Annotated in this window: 14 protein-coding genes, 3 tRNA genes and 1 rRNA gene; 6 read left to right on the top strand and 12 right to left on the bottom strand. The window is 41.6% G+C overall.

The features are described from left to right. Window positions 1–204 precede the first annotated feature (204 nt). Window positions 205–2,676: an SIR2 family NAD-dependent protein deacylase gene (locus tag ACVS9P_RS07170; protein ID WP_452102903.1), complete on the top strand. Its 2,472-nt coding sequence runs from the start codon at window positions 205–207 to the stop codon at window positions 2,674–2,676. A 297-nt stretch (window positions 2,677–2,973) separates the two neighbouring features. Here ACVS9P_RS07170 and ACVS9P_RS07175 read toward each other — a convergent pair. The 4 genes from ACVS9P_RS07175 to ACVS9P_RS07190 all read right to left on the bottom strand — a co-directional run bounded on the left by ACVS9P_RS07175 (window position 2,974) and on the right by ACVS9P_RS07190 (window position 3,455). After that, window positions 2,974–3,050: transfer RNA gene (locus ACVS9P_RS07175), tRNA-Ile, on the bottom strand. A 78-nt stretch (window positions 3,051–3,128) separates the two neighbouring features. After that, window positions 3,129–3,204 (bottom strand) — tRNA-Asn (locus tag ACVS9P_RS07180). A gap of 7 nt (window positions 3,205–3,211) precedes the next feature. Then, window positions 3,212–3,328: ribosomal RNA gene (gene rrf, locus ACVS9P_RS07185) — 5S ribosomal RNA — on the bottom strand. A gap of 52 nt (window positions 3,329–3,380) precedes the next feature. Further along, a tRNA-Glu gene (locus tag ACVS9P_RS07190) sits at window positions 3,381–3,455 on the bottom strand. 326 nt (window positions 3,456–3,781) lie between these two features. Here ACVS9P_RS07190 and ACVS9P_RS07195 point away from each other — a divergent pair. Further along, window positions 3,782–5,443, top strand: a complete 1,662-nt coding sequence (locus ACVS9P_RS07195) for a putative manganese-dependent inorganic diphosphatase (RefSeq protein WP_452102904.1) — start codon at window positions 3,782–3,784, stop codon at window positions 5,441–5,443. A gap of 56 nt (window positions 5,444–5,499) precedes the next feature. Here the strand turns inward: ACVS9P_RS07195 and ACVS9P_RS07200 are convergent, their stop codons facing one another. From ACVS9P_RS07200 to amrA, 4 genes are all read right to left on the bottom strand, one after another. After that, window positions 5,500–6,312: a TIGR03915 family putative DNA repair protein gene (locus tag ACVS9P_RS07200; protein WP_452102905.1), complete on the bottom strand. Its 813-nt coding sequence runs from the start codon at window positions 6,310–6,312 to the stop codon at window positions 5,500–5,502. Window positions 6,313–6,323: 11 nt separating this feature from the next. Next, entirely contained in the window at window positions 6,324–7,637 is a 1,314-nt protein-coding gene (locus ACVS9P_RS07205; RefSeq protein WP_452102906.1) for a putative DNA modification/repair radical SAM protein, read from the bottom strand. Between the two features lie 150 nt (window positions 7,638–7,787). Beyond that, window positions 7,788–8,615, bottom strand: a complete 828-nt coding sequence (gene amrS, locus ACVS9P_RS07210; protein ID WP_452102907.1) for an AmmeMemoRadiSam system radical SAM enzyme — start codon at window positions 8,613–8,615, stop codon at window positions 7,788–7,790. After that, window positions 8,612–10,006 carry an AmmeMemoRadiSam system protein A gene (gene amrA / locus ACVS9P_RS07215; RefSeq protein WP_452102908.1) on the bottom strand — a complete coding sequence of 465 codons (1,395 nt, stop codon included), beginning with the start codon at window positions 10,004–10,006 and terminating at the stop codon, window positions 8,612–8,614. The genes amrS and amrA overlap by 4 nt, the downstream gene beginning before the upstream one ends. 148 nt (window positions 10,007–10,154) lie before the next feature. Here amrA and ACVS9P_RS07220 point away from each other — a divergent pair, with 148 nt between their 5' ends. Both ACVS9P_RS07220 and ACVS9P_RS07225 read left to right on the top strand, forming a co-directional pair. Beyond that, window positions 10,155–10,532, top strand: coding sequence for an MmcQ/YjbR family DNA-binding protein (locus ACVS9P_RS07220; protein ID WP_452102909.1), 378 nt, complete (start codon window positions 10,155–10,157; stop codon window positions 10,530–10,532). Next, on the top strand, window positions 10,529–11,638 hold the full coding sequence (locus ACVS9P_RS07225) for a DUF362 domain-containing protein (RefSeq protein ID WP_452102910.1): 1,110 nt from the start codon (window positions 10,529–10,531) through the stop codon (window positions 11,636–11,638). The genes ACVS9P_RS07220 and ACVS9P_RS07225 overlap by 4 nt, the downstream gene beginning before the upstream one ends. Window positions 11,639–11,708: 70 nt before the next feature. Here ACVS9P_RS07225 and ACVS9P_RS07230 read toward each other — a convergent pair whose 3' ends face one another. The 3 genes from ACVS9P_RS07230 to ACVS9P_RS07240 all read right to left on the bottom strand — a co-directional run bounded on the left by ACVS9P_RS07230 (window position 11,709) and on the right by ACVS9P_RS07240 (window position 14,529). Beyond that, window positions 11,709–12,983, bottom strand: a complete 1,275-nt coding sequence (locus tag ACVS9P_RS07230) for an O-acetylhomoserine aminocarboxypropyltransferase/cysteine synthase family protein (RefSeq protein ID WP_452102911.1) — start codon at window positions 12,981–12,983, stop codon at window positions 11,709–11,711. 87 nt (window positions 12,984–13,070) lie between these two features. Beyond that, entirely contained in the window at window positions 13,071–13,661 is a 591-nt protein-coding gene (locus ACVS9P_RS07235; RefSeq protein WP_452102912.1) for a dipicolinate synthase subunit B, read from the bottom strand. Window positions 13,662–13,665: 4 nt separating this feature from the next. Beyond that, window positions 13,666–14,529 (bottom strand): dipicolinate synthase subunit DpsA, encoded by an 864-nt coding sequence (locus ACVS9P_RS07240; protein ID WP_452102913.1) that lies wholly within the window; start codon window positions 14,527–14,529, stop codon window positions 13,666–13,668. A gap of 177 nt (window positions 14,530–14,706) precedes the next feature. On the opposite strand from ACVS9P_RS07240, the gene murC reads away from it, so the two are divergent. Further along, window positions 14,707–16,080 (top strand): UDP-N-acetylmuramate--L-alanine ligase, encoded by a 1,374-nt coding sequence (gene murC, locus ACVS9P_RS07245; protein WP_452102914.1) that lies wholly within the window; start codon window positions 14,707–14,709, stop codon window positions 16,078–16,080. 81 nt (window positions 16,081–16,161) lie between these two features. Further along, window positions 16,162–17,028, top strand: coding sequence for a radical SAM protein (locus tag ACVS9P_RS07250; RefSeq protein WP_452102915.1), 867 nt, complete (start codon window positions 16,162–16,164; stop codon window positions 17,026–17,028). 71 nt (window positions 17,029–17,099) lie between these two features. Here the strand turns inward: ACVS9P_RS07250 and mreB are convergent, their stop codons facing one another. Then, entirely contained in the window at window positions 17,100–18,128 is a 1,029-nt protein-coding gene (mreB, locus tag ACVS9P_RS07255) for a rod shape-determining protein MreB (RefSeq protein WP_452102916.1), read from the bottom strand. Window positions 18,129–18,155 lie beyond the last annotated feature (27 nt).

The following is an 18,155-nucleotide window of genomic DNA, read 5'->3' on the forward strand; positions in this document are numbered from 1 at the left end:
AATGCATATAATTGTAATATTACAATTATGTTAAATTTTTACAAATTTTTGTTCAAAGTATTCCATTTTATAGAATTTAAGGATATTATTAATGTAATAATAGAATTCAGATTATAGTAATAATCGGAAGTTCGGTCAACGGTAAGTTAAAGTTAGGAGCTTGATTTGTAAAATTGTGAAATTGGAAAGATGGAGATGTTTACTATGATCGATATACCGGAAGCTTTGTTACATAGAATATTTAACAAAAAATGTATTTTGTTTCTTGGCGCCGGTGCTACATTAGAATCTGGGGGATTATTAGGGGCAGATTTAGCAAAATATCTGTATAATCAGTTAGGCAATACTGGCGTAAAATTTAATTCCGATTTGCCGCGTTTCACTTACAATCTTGTAAAAAAAGGATTCAGAAAAGAAATAGAAAAATCCATACGGGACAGATTAAAGTACCTTACTCCAAGCAAAAAGTTCGAAAAAATCTCACTAATTCCTTGGAAAGCTATCTATACCACTAATTATGATGATTTGGTGGAAAAATCATATAAAAATCAGAGATATTATGAATATACTTTGGAAGACCCCTTGCATCCTAAAGCATTTGTTAATGATTCAAATATTCCACTATACAAGATAAACGGAGATATTAATACCCCATATTCAGAAGATAACCCATTGAAAATCACACTAGAAGATTTAAAATTTTCCAAAAAAAGCAGTAAAAAATATATAAACAGACTTATGGAAGACTTTAATGATACATTTGTTTTTATTGGTTATAGCTTTTCAGATAAAATCATAACAGACATTCTTGAAACTTTTTCTGATAATGCTCGTTGGGAATCGATAAAGGAAAAATATATTATTCTTCCTGAAATTTCAGAAGATTTAAAAACAGATTTAGAAATTTATAAAATAAAATATATTAAAGGAACTGCAGATGACTTTTTTGAAGAAATGTATACAATAGCAGAAAGCAATTATAAAATTAAACTTCAACAGCTCAAAATTCTCTTTTCTCCAGAATCATCGTTATATACTTTCGATCCACGGACAATGAATTATATAACTGAATGTTTTGAATTCTATAATTCTACTATGAACTACCCTGTAGATCCGCGCTCATTTTATAGAGGAGGTAGCCCTAGTTGGGGCATCATCAAAAACAATTTCGATGTATGTCGAGAGCTCGATGTAACAGAACTTGGTGGTAAAGATGTAAAAAAACTGAATACTGAATCCTTGGTAGACTTTATAATCGAATTGAGTGCGGAACATCAGATGAAAAAATTATTATTAAGAGGGCCAGCAGTATCCGGAAAATCTACATTAATCTATAGGTTAGCCTATGAATTAACCCAAAATGGTATCTTATCATTTCTGTTTAAAACTCAATCACAATATCGAAGTGGACTGTTATTTGATATATACGGAAAGGTTAAATCTACCATTGTAATTATTTTTGATAATGTAATAGTCGATTATGAGCAATTTTTTAAAATGCTTTCTGATACTCAGAACAATCAAATTCCTGCAATATTCATTGCTACATCGAGGTATTCTGATTGGGATAATGTTTTCAGTAATTATAATAAAACAAGGTTAGAACCTATCAACTATTATATAGATGTCAAGGATACCCTTGACATACTCGAAGCACAAAAACTTGTAAAGAAAATGATTGCAAGCAATATATTAAATGTTTCTACAAAATTTGACGAAGAATCTGTTACTAGAAAAATATCTAACAGTCAGAATATCATTGATATATTACTAGAGGTTATTGATCGATCTGAAAGTGTGACTGATTCAATCTGCTTTGAATATGATAATTTGTCTAATGAAGCAAAATTGGCTTATGGAATTGTTTCGTTAAGTTTTAAGTATGGGTTAAAATTACAATGGGGCTTATTAAAAAGGTCTATTGAAAAGCATTATTCTTTTACTTGGGAAGATTTTGTTGACAAAATATTAAATGGAGATGCAAAAGGTAATTTATTTCAAGAAGAAATACAAGGCGAGTATTTCATAAGTGGCAGACATAGATATATTTCAGAGCTAATTTTGCAAATTCACTATAAAGGAAATTATAGTGAAGAAATCGCTGATATCAAAAGTATCATACAAGCTTCATCTGGAAATGATTCTGAAGAACATTTTGTTGGGACACTTATAAATGCAATTTTACAAAATGATAATAATTATACAACTAAGCAGATTGAAGAATTATTAAATTTTGCAATTGATACATTTGTTATAGAGGATAATAAGGCTTTCATCAACCACTTGAAAGGAGAATTCTTACTGACGCAGCGAAAATATAATGATGCAATTGCTTGTTTCGATACCAATGTGCGAAATAACTTAAACAAAATGTATAGTCTTCATTCAATGGGTAAAGCGTATTATTACTTGGCCAAATCAGAAGATATAACATCTGGTAAATTTAGAAGCGACATCAATCACGCTAAAAACAAGTTGTTTGATGGCATTCAAAAATTTCCCAGAAATGAATACTATTATTCTATGTTATTAACTGTATTTACCTATTTAAGAGACAACAATTGCCTTAGTGAAGAGGATAAAAGAAATATAAAAACATTGGAAACATTAACAAGCGAAAATTTAAATATCAAAAATATATCTGATTTAAATAACAAAGTCAAAGACAGAATGTAATTACGGTATAAATTGGTAAATAATTTTGCCTCACGAGCTTCGCATGGATCAACAAGCGTTTAATTGCTTTGCAAGGCGAAGATGCGAACCATCCATGCCTTCGGAAGCAAACGAATTGTTTCATTATAATAATATTTTTTATGTGAATATATTTCACATCTATAGCGTAATGCAATGCATCTTTTGACTTGCATATTTTCAAATTTTACTGTTATTTTGCGTGTTTTTGCGTTAATTAAGAGCATAAAGAAGCCGCACCAGAATGCCAACAAATGGCTATCTGATGCGGTTTTTGTTTGGTGGGCCATCTAGGACTCGAACCCAGCACCAACCGGTTATGAGCCGGTAGCTCTAACCAACTGAGCTAATGGCCCGTGTTTTGCAAAAAGCGTGCAGTTTCTGCAAAGGAATAAAAAGAATCCGGACGTAAAAGCAACGTCCGGATTCAGCCTTGGCTCCCCAAGTTGGACTCGAACCAACGACCCTGCGATTAACAGTCGCATGCTCTACCGGCTGAGCTATTGAGGAATATCTATGTTGGCACTTACCTATTTTCCCGGGCCGTTACCAGCCAAGTATCTTCGGCGCAAGCGAGCTTAACTTCTGTGTTCGGAATGGGAACAGGTGGACCCTCGCCGCTATCTGCACCAACTGATCGAATGTCTTTCGGCAATGATCGTGCTTCTCTATGGGATCTATTCATTTGGTGACCCGTGCGGGATTCGAACCCACGTTAACGGCGTGAGAGGCCGCTGTCTTAGCCACTTGACCAACGGGCCGAATTCAGCGCTGCTTCATAGGAAGCTTTTTAATTATACAAAAACACATTGCTTCTGTCAAGGCCTTTTTTTCATTAATTCTTTATTTTCCGTTATTTTATAAAAATATCATTAGAGTTATGGCTTTTATTTTCTTTTTTACACTTAAAAAAGAAAACCAACCTTTTTATTTTATCTCTTTTTTTAACATTTAAGACGAAATCCTTTTAGAGAAGCAATTGCACCACTAAAGAATTGTGTTATAATGAAAGTGATATTTGTAGCAAGTCTGCTCGGTAAATAGATTTGCTCAAACCCACAATTTAAGATAAAAGGAGGGGCTTTTCATGCCCAATACCGATGTCCGCCGTAAGGTGAATGTAATCGGTCACCAACATCCTGATACAGATTCCATCTGTTCTGCGATTGCATACGCTTATTTAAAGAAAAAACTTGGGATCAACGCCGAAGCACGCCGCGCTGGCCTTTTAAATCGAGAAACTGAATTTGTTTTGAAATATTTTGGTGTTAGATCCCCTAGACTTTGCACCGATGTCAGCCCTCAGGTAAAAGATATTGACATTCGCTGCCAGCCCGGAGTGGACGGAAACATGTCGCTAAAGTCTGCATGGATGCTGATGCGCAGTGTGGAAATTGACACGCTCTGCATTACGAATCCCCAAAAAGAACTCCTCGGTATTATTACCATTCGGGATATTGCAACTGCCAATATGGATCTATTAGACACTGCTGTCCTTTCCAAGGCCCATACGCCCTATAGAAATGTTGTACAAACTCTGGAAGGCAAAATGATTCTTGGTGATGAAGATGCCGTGATTGACAAGGGAAATATCTTTATTGGAGCCGCTACACCAGATGCCATGGAAGAATACGTCAAGGAAGGCGATATGGTCATCCTTTCCAACCGTTATGAAAGTCAACTGTGCGCCATTGAATGCGGTGCAGGATGTATCATCATCTGTGGCGGTCTCGCAACTCCAAAAACCATTATTGCACGCGCATCGGAAAAAGGATGTAGAATTATTACAACTCCTCATCCTATTTACGATGTTGCCAAACTAATCAGTCAGGCAGCACCTATCAGCCATTATATGACAAAAGATAATATCAGTAAATTTAATTTAAATACACCGGTTGAAGATGCTCACAAAGTAATGGCAAATGTCCGGTTCCGCTATTTCCCTGTTTTAAATGATAATGGTCTTTACTGCGGCGTTATCAGCAGACGAAACTTACTGAATGTTCACCGCAAACAGATTATTCTGGTTGACCACAATGAAAAAACACAAGCTGTAGATGGCCTTGACCAAGCGGAGATCCTTGAAATCATCGACCATCATCGTCTAAAGGCTGTAGAAACCATGAATCCCGTCTATTTTCGCAATGTCCCAATGGGATGTACTTGTACAATTGTCTATCAGATGTTTCATGAAAACAATGTGGAAATTCCAAAAGATATTGCCGGTCTGCTGCTCTCCGCAATTCTTTCGGATACTCTGATGTTCCGCAGCCCAACCTGCACTCCCGTCGACAAAGCGGTCGCCGAAGAACTCGCTAAGACTGCCAACATCAACATTCCTCAATACGCCGAACAAATGTTTGAAGCTGGTGCAGATCTAACCGGAAAAAATGCAGAAGAAATTTTCCTGTCAGATTTCAAGATTTTCAGTCGTGGAGATGTCCGTTTCGGTGTCGGTCAAGGAACCTATATGACTAAAAAGTCAAAAATTTCCGCTAAGAAGCTGGTTGGCCCTTATTTATCAGAAGCGGCTGCATATCAGGGAATTCCGATGATTTTTTACATGTTTACCGACGTACCCGAAGAATCAACCGATTTAATGTTCACCGGACCTCACGCTGCTGCGATCATCGAAAAAGCATTTCACGTAAAGCCTCAAGGAGATTGCGCTGTTTTGCCGGGCTTAATGAGCCGCAAAAAGCAGCTGATTCCACCCTTAATGGCAGCAATTCAAGAAGAGATGCAATAAAATATAAAAAGCGCTTCGGAATTTTTCCGGAGCGCTTTTTATATGATCTTTCCAATTTACGATTCTGATATTTTTTTGAGCGAAAGTGTTTTTTCAGAATGCTCTTCGTTAAAATTCTCTGTCTGCTCCTGCAATTCTGTCAAATGGCTCCAATATCGCTTTGGCATATGATTCATTCGGCACTTTGGATTTAATCGTCCTTCAATTGCAATGGTATCATAAAAGCACTTCCAAAGTGCCCTGAAATTTTTTTCTTCTTCATCAGCTGGAAAGGCTTGAAAATTCTCCAATGGAATCAAAATTGATTCATAAGGCTGATAAAGAATTGCTTCTTGATGCGTTTCATCATAAATCAGGAAATGTTCTTCCGGATAGCGCCTGCAAAAATGAGGGGCTAAAAGCGGCAATACCCGATTTTTAGGAGAAATCACGGCGCAAAGTGTATGATTCTGCTCTGAGAAGCGCACAAATCCGCATAAAAGGTGAGTTTCATTTTTTAAAAATTTAACAGCGCGGTAAAGCTTTCCGACTGAATCATCTGTAAGATTGTTTAAAACGTTAGCGCCATCCCCAAAAGCTCTGCGAATCGTTTCCAAAATCAATTTTTCTTTTTCCGGTTCACAGGACAGGAATCCTTCCTCTATAAACCGAACAACCTTGGGAGACACCTTTTCATAAAGTGCATTTAAAACACGTTTTGCATGAGAAAAATCTGTTTGCACTTCGTGCGTTGGAAATAAAGTAACCTGTCTTTCCTCTTTAGAAAGGATCTTTATTGGATTTTCTTTGCGGTAAAACGCATCAAATACACAGCAAATACAACCGTCAAAGCTTCCATCATAGTGATAAATAATGTTTGTTTCCTGCATGATTGTTCTCTCTACCCTCTGATTCTGATCGGCATTAACCGCCTAATTTGCTCAAAAGATTCTGTGGGCGAAAAAAAGCTCAACTGCTCAGGTGGTTCCTCTGTTTTCAGCAATTCGATTCCCTGCTGACTAATCAGATTGCGCAGAACAATATCGGGAGTGACCCGCAGCCCATCGATAATACGCCCGCTGCAGGTTAAAAAATACTGTGCCCTCTTTAAGACCACTCCCAACTTTTTTAGGCCGGTAAAGTCCAGCGTAGCAGCACGACGTGCCTGCAAAATTGCCTTAGCCGATTTTGGCCCAACTCCAGGTACACGCAGCAAGGTGTGATAATCTGCACAGTTTACTTCTACCGGGAAAAAGTTCATATGCTGCAGCGCCCAATTACACTTTGGATCAATCACCGGATTAAACTGCGGATGCTCTTGATCCAAAAGTTCATGTGCTTTAAATCCGTAATAGCGCAAAAGCCAGTCCGCCTGATAAAGGCGATGCTCCCTTAAAAGCGGCGGTTTTGTTTGTAAAGGCGGCAAAAGTGCATTTTCTGCTACCGGTACATAAGCCGAAAAGAAAACCCGTTTTAGCTGATATTTGTGATAGAGACTTTCTGCGAGATTTAAAATCTGGTAATCGGTATCTTTGGTCGCACCAATAATCATTTGGGTGCTCTGCCCTGCCGGTACAAACTTCGGCGCATAGCGATACTGTGCCAATTCTTTTGTATGGACCTGAATTCCACTCGAAATCAACCCCATCGGATGAAAAATTGCCTTTCGGTTTTTATCGGGACAAAGCCGGTTTAAACTCTCTTCTGAAGGCAGTTCAATATTAACGCTCATTCTATCTGCAAGCATACCGAGTCTTTTTAAAAGTTGGTCATCTGCTCCGGGAATTGCCTTGACATGAATATATCCTCGAAAATGATATTCCTCCCGCAATAATTCCAGTACCTTCAGCATTTGCTCACAGGTGTAATCTGGATTTTTAATAATCCCACTGCTTAGAAATAATCCCTCAATATAATTTCTTTTATAAAAACCAATTGTAAGTTCTGCCAGTTCCCGCGGCGTAAAAGAAGCCCTTTTTACATCGTTGGAACGGCGATTGACGCAATATTTACAATCACAAATACAAAAATTGGTATAGAGAACTTTTAACAGAGAAATACATCTGCCGTCCGCTGCAAAGCTGTGACAGATTCCGCTGAACTGCGTCGAGCCAAGGCCGCCTTTTTTCCCGGAACGGTCGACCCCGCTCGAAGTACAGGCAACATCATACTTTGCCGCATCCGTCAGAATTTTCAGTTTCTCCATTGTTGTCATTTCTCTATCCTTCTTAATGTCTTTTAATTTGAACATATGTTCTATTAGCATCATAACAGCATTTGCGGAAAAAGTCAATGAAAAAAGCAAAAATCCTTTGCATTTTAAAAAAAGAACAGCATCGCTTTTTATCACGATGCTGCTCCCTTTTTAGCAATTGCCGGGATAAACATACTCTAAAAACTCTCCTGCTGTTTCACAAAGCCGATGAATCGTTTCGACCGGCGTTGGTGGATGATTTTTAAACTGATAACGCGGGAAAAAGCGTGTAATATGCAGCGGAATATCACGCCGCACAGACGAAAGCCAAAAAGACAGCTCTTTCATTTCTTCTATGCTGTCGTTTTCTCCTGGAATCACCAGGGTTGTCACCTCCAGATGACAATGGCCTGCCATCATCCGAATCGTCTCTTTTACCACTTCCAAATTTCCGGCGATCTTTTGATAAAACTGTGGCGTAAACGCTTTTAAATCAACATTGGCGGCATCAATCAGCGGCAAAAGTTCCTGCAACGGTTCTTTACAAATCGTTCCGTTTGTCACCAGCACATTTTTGAGATTTCCCTCATGAATCTTTTTGGCACAGTTTCGAACAAATTCATAGCCGACTAAAGGCTCATTATAGGTATAGGCAAGTCCAATATTTCCTTTTGGAACCAACTCCTGTGCTTTTCTGAAAAGCTGTGTCGGCGTACAGAAAATCTGTCCGCACTGTGCCTCTTCTGCCATTGATATTTCATAGTTCTGGCAGAAAGGGCACCGAAGATTGCAGCCGAAACTGCCAATCGAAAGGATTTTCTTTCCTGGATAGAATTGTCTCAAAGGTTTCTTCTCGATTGGGTCGAGAGAAATAGAGGTGATTTTTCCATAATTAATTGGAATTATCTTTCCATTCTGATTTTTTCGTGCCCGACAAAATCCGATTTCTCCATCCTCCAAAGCACAATGATGAAAACAGATTTCACAAATTTCTTTCAAAAATGTCTCACCACCTCAAACCGCTCCAACGAATAGCTCTCAAATTTTCCGATGCCTGCTTTTTGCCGCGCAATCTCAATTTGCTGCTTTACAGAAGTCACTCCCTCTAGGTTCGGAAGCAGAAGTCCTCTCCTTTCTCCATCAGAAACAATGACTCCATATTTTTTTACATCAAGCTCTTCGGGCGACGAAATTTTTTCCGGCTTTTCCAGCACATCTACACTGTATTCCAAGCTTGGCAGTTCTTCATTTCTGACCGGCGAAAATCTTGGGTCAGCGGTTCCTGCCGAAACAGCATTGTGGATAATTTCCTCTGCCAAACAAGGAAAAACAGGTTCGATGGTTCCGATACAGCCGCGCAGCCTTCCTTCCTGATGAATCGAGACAAACGCACCGGCTTTCTTTTCCCGCAGTTCTTCCGGCAACTGAACCAAAAGATTCTGCAAAGACAACCGTTTTCCTGTCTCAACAAAAGTCTCCAAACTTTTTCTTGCTAAATGCACATAAGGATCTTCCTGCTGCCTTTTCTGCATCACTCTCTGATTTTCCTTCTGCTCATAAAAGCGATCAAAATGACGGGAATCATCTTTCCCAGTTACTGCAAAACTCGCTACAGCATAGCCAACTCCGAAAGTTCCTTCATAAGAAAGCAGCTCTGGAGAAACGGATAAACCGTCCAATCCCCCCGCCATAATCTGAAAAGAACGCAGTCCGCACTCCGCCGCCGATTCGCAGAAGGGTTCCGAAAACTCCAGAAATTTTAAAAAGTCTCCTGTTTTCATCGCTTCTGTCACCTGATGATCAAAACGCGGACCATCTTCAGAGAATCCATAAGGACCGCTCTCCAAAAGCTTATGAGAGAGATCGCCGCTTGCAACAAACACAATTTTCCGCTGTAATGCTTTTGCTGTTTCAGAAATACATTTTCCAAGGCGATAATGAGTTAGCGCCGATAATCCCGAAAGGCCAACTCGAATCACTTTACAAGAGACTCCCGCTTCCTGCAAAAAACGCAGCGGAATCATCGTTGCGTGGTCAAGCTCCGGCTCTTGCTCTCCGAAAGTTCCAGCCGGCAGATGTGCCTTTCTGGCTCTTTTCATCAGTTCTTCTACAAACAGCTGGTCATAATCCGCTCTGATTCTTACATTCGGTGCTCCAAATGAAAGAAAATCCCCCTCTGCTTTTTTACCGGGAGAAATATGAAAGTAATCCGCATACAGCACCGTATGCGGTGAAGTAATCACCACAGTATCCGGATTCCAATCTGCCACCATTCGGGCAACTTTTCGATATGCTTCGATTGTTTTGCTGATTTTCTTTTCTTCACCCTTGCCGATCTCCGGCAGAATAATCGGTGGATGCGGAACGATCACTGCCCCTAATACTGACATCTGCAAATGACTTCCTTTCCTCTTTAACTGCTTCCATTATAGGACGGTTTTCTAAGAAAACAAGAAGATTCTTAACCTAGAATCGCTGCTGGTATTTTGCCATACTTTATGTTAAAATAACCACAGATATTAACGGGGGATTTTCTCTATGACAAGTAATGAGCTATGTAAACTATGTCTTGGATTTTCCGGTGCTGTAGCCGACTGTCCCTTTCGAAACGGGGACGCTATTGCTCTGCGCCACAAAGAGAATAAGAAGTGGTTTGGACTGATTACCGAGCAGGAAAAGGGTCTTTGTATCAATTTAAAATGTGAACCGTCAAAAGCGGATTTTTGGCGCAGTGTTTATCCAGACTCTGTTACCGCTGGGTGGCACATGAATAAACGTCACTGGATCTCCGCGTATCCAAATCTTGCGCTTCCACTCTGTGATTTGCAGGAAATGATCTGTGACAGTTTTCATTTAACTTCCACCGCTTTCCCCCACAAAAAATCAAGGACGAAAGGCAGGAAGAATTCACCATGAACGCATCCAATGTTTATTTTACAAATATGCGTGTAAAGCCGGGTGACAGCCTACAAAAGAAACTTACCCGGCTGATCACAGCTGCTGGCATGGGCAAAATTCATTTTGAGGATCAATTTGCCGCAATCAAGATGCATTTCGGAGAGCTTGGAAATCTCGCTTTTTTGCGCCATCAATATGCAAAAACGATTGCTGACTTTGTAAAGAGTCAAGGCGGAAAACCGTTTCTGACAGATGCCAATACACTCTATGTAGGCGGCAGAAAAAACGCACTGGAACACCTGGATACCGCTTATCTCAACGGGTTCTCTCCGCTTCAGACCGGCTGTCAGATTCTGATTGCAGACGGTCTTAAAGGAACAGATGAAGTGCTGGTACCGGTAGAAGGCGGCGAATATGTAAAAGAAGCAAAAGTTGCCCGTGCGCTGATGGATGCGGACGTCATCATCTCTCTGACCCATTTTAAAGTTCACGAGTCAACCGGAATCGGCGGCACGCTAAAAAACATCGGCATGGGAGGCGGTTCCCGTGCTGGTAAAATGGAAATGCACAGTGCCGGAAAACCTCTGACCGATTCGGAAAAATGTATCGGCTGCGGGCAGTGTACGAAAGTCTGTGCGCATCATGCCATTACGGTTACCAATAGAAAAGCTGCAATCGATCACGAAAAATGCGTAGGCTGCGGCAGATGTATTGGTGTCTGCCCCAAAGATGCAATCTGCGCCGCTAATGACGAAGTAGAAGAAATTCTCAACAAAAAGATCGTGGAATACAGTTGGGCAATTCTGCATAATCGTCCGCAATTTCATATTAGTCTAGTTGTCAGCGTTTCTCCCTATTGCGACTGCCATGAGGAGAATGATACGCCGGTCGTGCCGGATGTCGGCATGTTTGCTTCTTTTGACCCGATTGCGCTGGATCAGGCTTGCGCGGATGCAGTGAATCAGCAGATCATTTTACCCGGTTCCGAGCTGGATGGAAAAGCAAAACAAGGTGACGACTATTTTACAGCGCTTTTCCCCAACTGCTCCTGGAGAACACAAATCGCTCACGGCGAAAAGATGGGACTCGGCACAAAAGAGTATCAGCTAATTACCGTAAAATAAAAAAGCAGCTGCCCGGCAGTAAACACTTTACCGGACAGCTGTTTTTTATTCTATATAAGATAAATCAGACTCAGACCTGCTCCAAAGCCTGTTCCAAATCTTCCAAAATATCATTTAGATTTTCGATTCCGACAGAAAAGCGAATCAGATCCGGTTTTACGCCAGCTTCTAAAAGCTCCTGATCACTCATCTGACGATGCGTTGTGCTTGCAGGATGCAATACACAAGTACGCAGATCCGCCACATGCGTTACAATAGAAGCAAGCTTTAAGCCAGACATAAATTTACTGGCCGCCTCTCTTCCTCCCTTTACGCCAAACGACACAACACCGCTGCTTCCATTTGGCAGGTACTTTTGTGCAAGCTGATAATATGGGCTGCTTGCAAGTCCCGGATAGTTAATCCAAGACACTTTCGGATTCTTCTCCAAAAATTCTGCGACCTTCTGTGCATTAGCGCAGTGGCGTTCCATTCGCAGAGCCAGCGTCTCTAGCCCAAGGTTTAGAAGAAATGCATTCATCGGGGCTGCCTGCGCACCCAAATCACGCATCATATGCACTCTGGCTTTTGTAATATAAGCTGCTTTTCCAAACTGCTTTGTATAGGTGATTCCATGATAGGATTCATCCGGCTCTGTTAATGCCGGGTATTTTCCGTTTGTCCAGTCAAAATTTCCGCTGTCTACAATAACGCCGCCCAACTGTACTGCATGGCCATCCATGTATTTCGTGGTAGAATGAACAACAATATCCGCCCCAAATTCAAATGGGCGGCAGTTAATTGGCGTTGGGAATGTGTTATCGACAATTAGAGGAACCCCATGCTCATGAGCAACCTGTGCAAAAAGTTCCAGATCCGTTACGACCAAAGATGGGTTGGAAAGGGTCTCACAGAAAACCGCACGGGTATTTTCCTGAAAAGCCGCTTCCAATTCCTCTTTTGTTGCCGACGGATGCACAAAAGTGGTCTCTATCCCCATCTCGCGCATTGTTTTATTAAATAAATTAAAAGTACCGCCATAAACCGCATTACTCGAAACGATATGGCTCCCTGTAGGGCAAATATTAAAGGTTGCCATAAAGGATGCTGCCATTCCGGAAGAAGTCAGCATCGCCCCTACACCGCCTTCTAATGCAGCAATCTTCTTTTCCACTGCATCCAAAGTGGGGTTTGCAATCCGTGTGTAGAAAAATCCATCTTCCTCCAGGTCAAACAGCTTCCCCATCTGTTCTCCTGTCTCATACCGATAAGTAGTACTTTGAACAATCGGAAGTACACGCGGTTCTCCATTCTTCGGCGTATAGCCTGCGTGGATACATACGGTATCCGGACGATACTGCTGCATAGCAAACACTCCTTTGTTTTTTGCATAATCCATTAAATTTCTTTCTTTTGCTTTTTATAATAGCATGAAATTGCCTTTGATACAATCTTAAAATGAATCATTACTTCCTAAAAGAAGCGGCTGCAATTGTTTGCCTTCTAAAGCTTTTAATGCTGCCGGCAAAATCATGGAAAAATCTGCTACCACAGAGGTTGCTTTTGTTTCCGGCGCGTCCTGCCGAAACGGAGTAAAGAAAATATGCTTGGTATTGAGCAGGCGTCCAATATTTTGGGCAGAAGCCGCCAAAGCATCGTTTGTTGCTAACGTAATCAGCACCGGTAATCCAATACGCAAACAGGACTTTACTGCCATTGTAACTGCCGTATCCGTAATTCCATGTGCAAGCTTTGCCAGCGTATTCCCGGTACAGGGTGCAACGATCATCAGATCCACCAAATGCTTCGGGCCGATTGGTTCCGCTTTTACAATGCTGTCAATGACCGGGTGGCCGCAAAGCATCTCCGCCCGAACTTTAAAATCCTCTGCATTTCCGAATCTGGTATTGGTGCTGCTCGCTGTTTCGCTCATAATCGGAACAATTTGATATCCGTTCTGCACCAAAGATTCCATCTGTTCAAAAGCTTTTGAAAATGTGCAGAATGATCCACACATAGCAAATCCAAAGGTAAGCTGTTTCATCCTTTCACTCCCCCATCATCATATAAATCGTTTGCTGCATCACTTTTCCTGCTGCTTTTGGAGCTATCTTTGCCGGCAGCGAAAGCGCCTGCACAACGTGGATTCCCAGCTCCTTTGCCGCTTCCAAATCGACCCCGCCGGGGGAAGATGATAAATCGATTAAAATAATTGTATTTGAAAATTGCCGCAGAACTCTATGATCAAATAAAACTGCCGGCACTGTATTAAAAATCAAGTCGAAAGAAGCTTTTTCCCCGATTTTTGCTGTTGGAATCGGCTCCATCCCAAGTGATTCAATCATCGCATAATCTTTTTCTTTTCTTGCACAGACAGAAACATTTGCTCCCATCGCTTTTAGCCTTAAAGAAAGCTGTTTTCCGATTCTTCCAAAGCCAACGACCAGGCATCTGCTGTGATAGAGGACATCTGGATATTCCCCTATTGCGATTCCAATCGCTCCCTCTGCAGTAATTGCCGCGTTCCGGACCGCAAATTCCTCCTGCGCATTATAATCCCGCACATCTACATTTTCCCAAAGCGGACTGGTCTTCAGCAATCGCTCTTTCATCCCCACATATACTCGATGTCCCTCGCATGCGTTTGCAAAATGATCGTCTAAAGGAATCGGTTCATCTGCATAAACCGCCTTTAAATTCTTTCCGTCAGTGCTCACCGGAAGCGGCAGAATTAGATCCCGGCAAGATTCCAGTGTGGTTTTTAAATCTACTTTTCGAATAGATGAATGAACAAAATCAATATGGGGAAATCCATAAACGAAAACCTCATAGCCATCCGACGCCAAAAGTTCCGCCAGAAACAGCTGACGTTTGTCTCCCCCTAAAATTCCAAATGAATGACGAAAAGGCACAGTGATCCCTCCTTAGCCTCTTTAAGCCATATTATGGAGTATTTTTCTTTCCTGTGCGCATACCGGAAAAGATTTTGTTTTTCTGTTCTTTCCAAAGAAAACTGTTTATTTTATCCTGAAAAAGTATTATAATATAAAAACGTATCTTGTTATGATTGGAAGAGGTGTCTTGCCTTTATGGATGATATTTTATCACGTGTTGAAAAAATCCACTTTATCGGAATCGGCGGTTCCGGCATGTGCCCGATCGCTGAAATTCTGATTCATCGTGGATATCAAATTTCCGGTTCCGACAACAGTGAATCCGATACACTCGCAAGAGTGCGCACTTATGGAATTCCGGTTTATATGGGACAAAAAGCCGAAAATCTGCATGATGCAGAGCTAGTTGTCTATTCTGCCGCTATTAAAGAAGATAATCCTGAACGCGTTGCCGCAAGGGAACGTAAAATTCCCGAAATTGAACGCAGTGTCATGCTGGGAATGGTGGTTCGCCGGTATCCGGACAGTATCTGTGTTTCCGGCACACATGGAAAGACGACAACGACCGGATTGATCACCACAATCTTAATGGACGCTGGCCGTGATCCTTCTGCTGTAATCGGTGGAAAGCTGCCCTCTATCGGCACAAACGGACGTGCAGGGCACTCCGGCACCATTGTCTGCGAAGCCTGTGAGTATGTTGATACTTTCTTGCAGCTGTATCCTGCAGTTTCCGTGATTCTAAATGTAGATGCAGATCACCTCGACTATTTTAAAAATTTATCCAACATCATCAAGTCTTTTCATCAGTTTGCGACACAGACTTCTCGTGCAGTCGTCGTAAACGGAGATGATTTAAACTCTCAAAAAGCGCTCCAGGGTATCGATAATCTGGAAATTATTACGTTTGGACTCGATCCGAAAAACCGCTATCATGCGACGAATATTGCCCCGACCAAAGGCGCAAAAGAAAATTTTGATATTGTAAAAGACGGAATTCCTCTTTGCAATGTGACGTTGGGAATTCCAGGCAGACACAACATTTACAATGCACTTGCAGCATTTGCAGTAGCAGATTACTTTGGTGTTCCGGTAGAATCCATCAAAAAGAGTCTTCATACTTTTACAGGCGTTCACCGCCGTTTCGAAATTCTGGGACACTTTGACGGCATCACGGTCGCCGATGATTTTGCACATCACCCCACAGAGCTCACCGCAACTCTAAGCGCTGCAATGCATATGGGATTTCATGAGGTTTGGGCGATTTTTCAGCCTCATACCTTCAGTCGTACGGCTATGCTGCTTGATGATTTTGCCAAAGCGCTAACAATTCCTGACCACGTCATTGTCTCCGAAATTCTGCCGGTACGTGAAACGAATACGTATCACATCTACGCCGAAGATTTGGTCAAAAAAGTCCCCGGCGCTGTTTATCGAAAAACATTTCCTGAAATCACCGACTATGTTATGGAAAAGGCAAAGCCCGGAGATTTGATTCTCACCCTTGGCGGTGGAGATGTCTATAAATGCGCGAACCAAATCGTCAAACGATATCAGGAAAAAGCATAATTACAAAAAACGCCGTCTCATGATAAATGAGCGACGTTTTTTAAGATTCTCTATTTACTTAAAGAAAGGCTGTGAAATGATATGCGATATGAAGGCATTGTTTATCGTCCGCCGAGTGAAGCCAGAAGCTTGATTATTCAGCTCACCATTGGATGTGCCAGAAACACTTGTACCTTCTGTACTATGTATAAAGAAAAGAACTTTCGAATTCGTAAGCTGGAAGATGTTGTTAAGGATCTAAAAGAATCACGGAATACTTATTCCTATGTACGCCGAATCTTTTTGGCAGACGGAGATGCTTTGATTGTAAAGACTCCCGACCTGCTTTATATTCTCAGCGAAATTCGCCGTCTTTTCCCGGAATGCGAACGAGTAACTTCCTATGGCGCTCCGGCAGATGTTCTTCTGAAAACGCCGGAGGAATTGTTGCAGCTGCGCAAAGCTGGCCTCGAAATGGTTTATATTGGTGCTGAAAGCGGCGACAATGAAGTCCTTAAAAACATTCGAAAAGGCGTTACTGCAGAAGAAACGGTTGAAGCCTGTCTAAAGCTCAAAAAAGCGGGAATTAAAGTCTCTATGATGCTGATTTCCGGCATGGGCAGCCGTGTTCGCTCCAAAGAACATGCGCTTGCAAGCGCCAAAATCACCTCTTTAATTAAACCCGAATATGTCAGCTTTTTGACTTTGCGAGTTTATCCAGGGACTCCTCTTTATGACCAAGTAAAGAGTGGTGAATTTCAGCGAATGTCCCCTATGGAGCTGCTCGATGAGCTTAAACTGTTTCTCAAAAATGTAGACAGCGAAGGTTCCGTCTTCCGTTCTAACCACGCTTCTAACTATGTGGATTTAGGAGGAAACCTGAATCAGGATATTCCAAGAATGCTTGCACAAATTGAAGAAGCACAAGCCGATCACGATTTTAAACCGGACTTTATGCGCGGACTATAAATTTAATAAAAACTTACAAAAAGGAACCGCAGACGGAAAGACTTCCCATCTGCGGTTCCTTTTACTTAATTTTAATAAGCAGCGCTCAAAGGATTAATAATTCCTTCGCGCTTCTTTTCCAAATCTTCAATAAATGGAATTGCTTGGCCCGCACCCAGTGCGACACACAGCTCCGGATCCTCTGCAACTTTCACCGGCATTCCAACGTGTTTAGAAAGAAGATCTGCAAACCCATAAATTTTTGCAGAACCACCAGTCAAAATAATGCCGTCTGAAAAAACATCTCCCAAAAGTTCAGGATCCGTTTCTTCCATCAATTTCTGAACCGCATGGACAATATCCATCGCCGGTTCCGTCATTGCCTCCAAAACTTCTTCGCTGGTAACCTCCGCCCACGCCGGAAGTCCATTCTCTGTGTCTTTTCCTTTGGCCGTAAATGTCGTTACAAAATCCGTTCTGGGCAAAACCCCGCCAATCGCAATTTTGCAGGCTTCTGCCATTCGTTCCCCAATCTGCAAATGATACTTATTTCGAATGAAACGAGCAATCGCTTCATCAAACTTTTGCCCCGCAATTTTAACAATTTTAGAATTTGAAACCCCACGCAAAGACAAAACTGCCATGTCCGTTGTTCCGCAGCCAATATCGACTACTAAAACGCCATGTGGAGAACTAATATCGATTCCAGCCCCCATCGCCGCTGCAATCGGTTCCTGAATCAAACAAATCTTTCGTACTCCTGCTGCACTAATGGAATCCACAACTGCCCGTTTTTCCACTTCGGTAATATTACATGGAACACTCACGACCACCCGCGGCATCACCATTTTTTTTGCGCCCAGTTCATGAATATAATGGCTGACAAGATACTGTGCCAAATCGAAATTGGAAATCACTCCGTTTTGCAGCGGACGCTCCACACGAAGCCTATTTCCGGTACGCCCGAGCATCTCATAAGCCTTTTTTCCAACTGCCGTTACCTGATTCTTTTCCGTATCGATTGTAACAACCGACGGCTCATGAACGGTAACGCCCTGCCCATTTACAAAAAGTTTGATCGCATAAGTGCCTAGATCAATGGCAATATCGGTACCGAGCAAATCAAATCACATCCATTCTTTATAGTT

The organism is Caproicibacterium sp. NSD3, assembly GCF_053613275.1.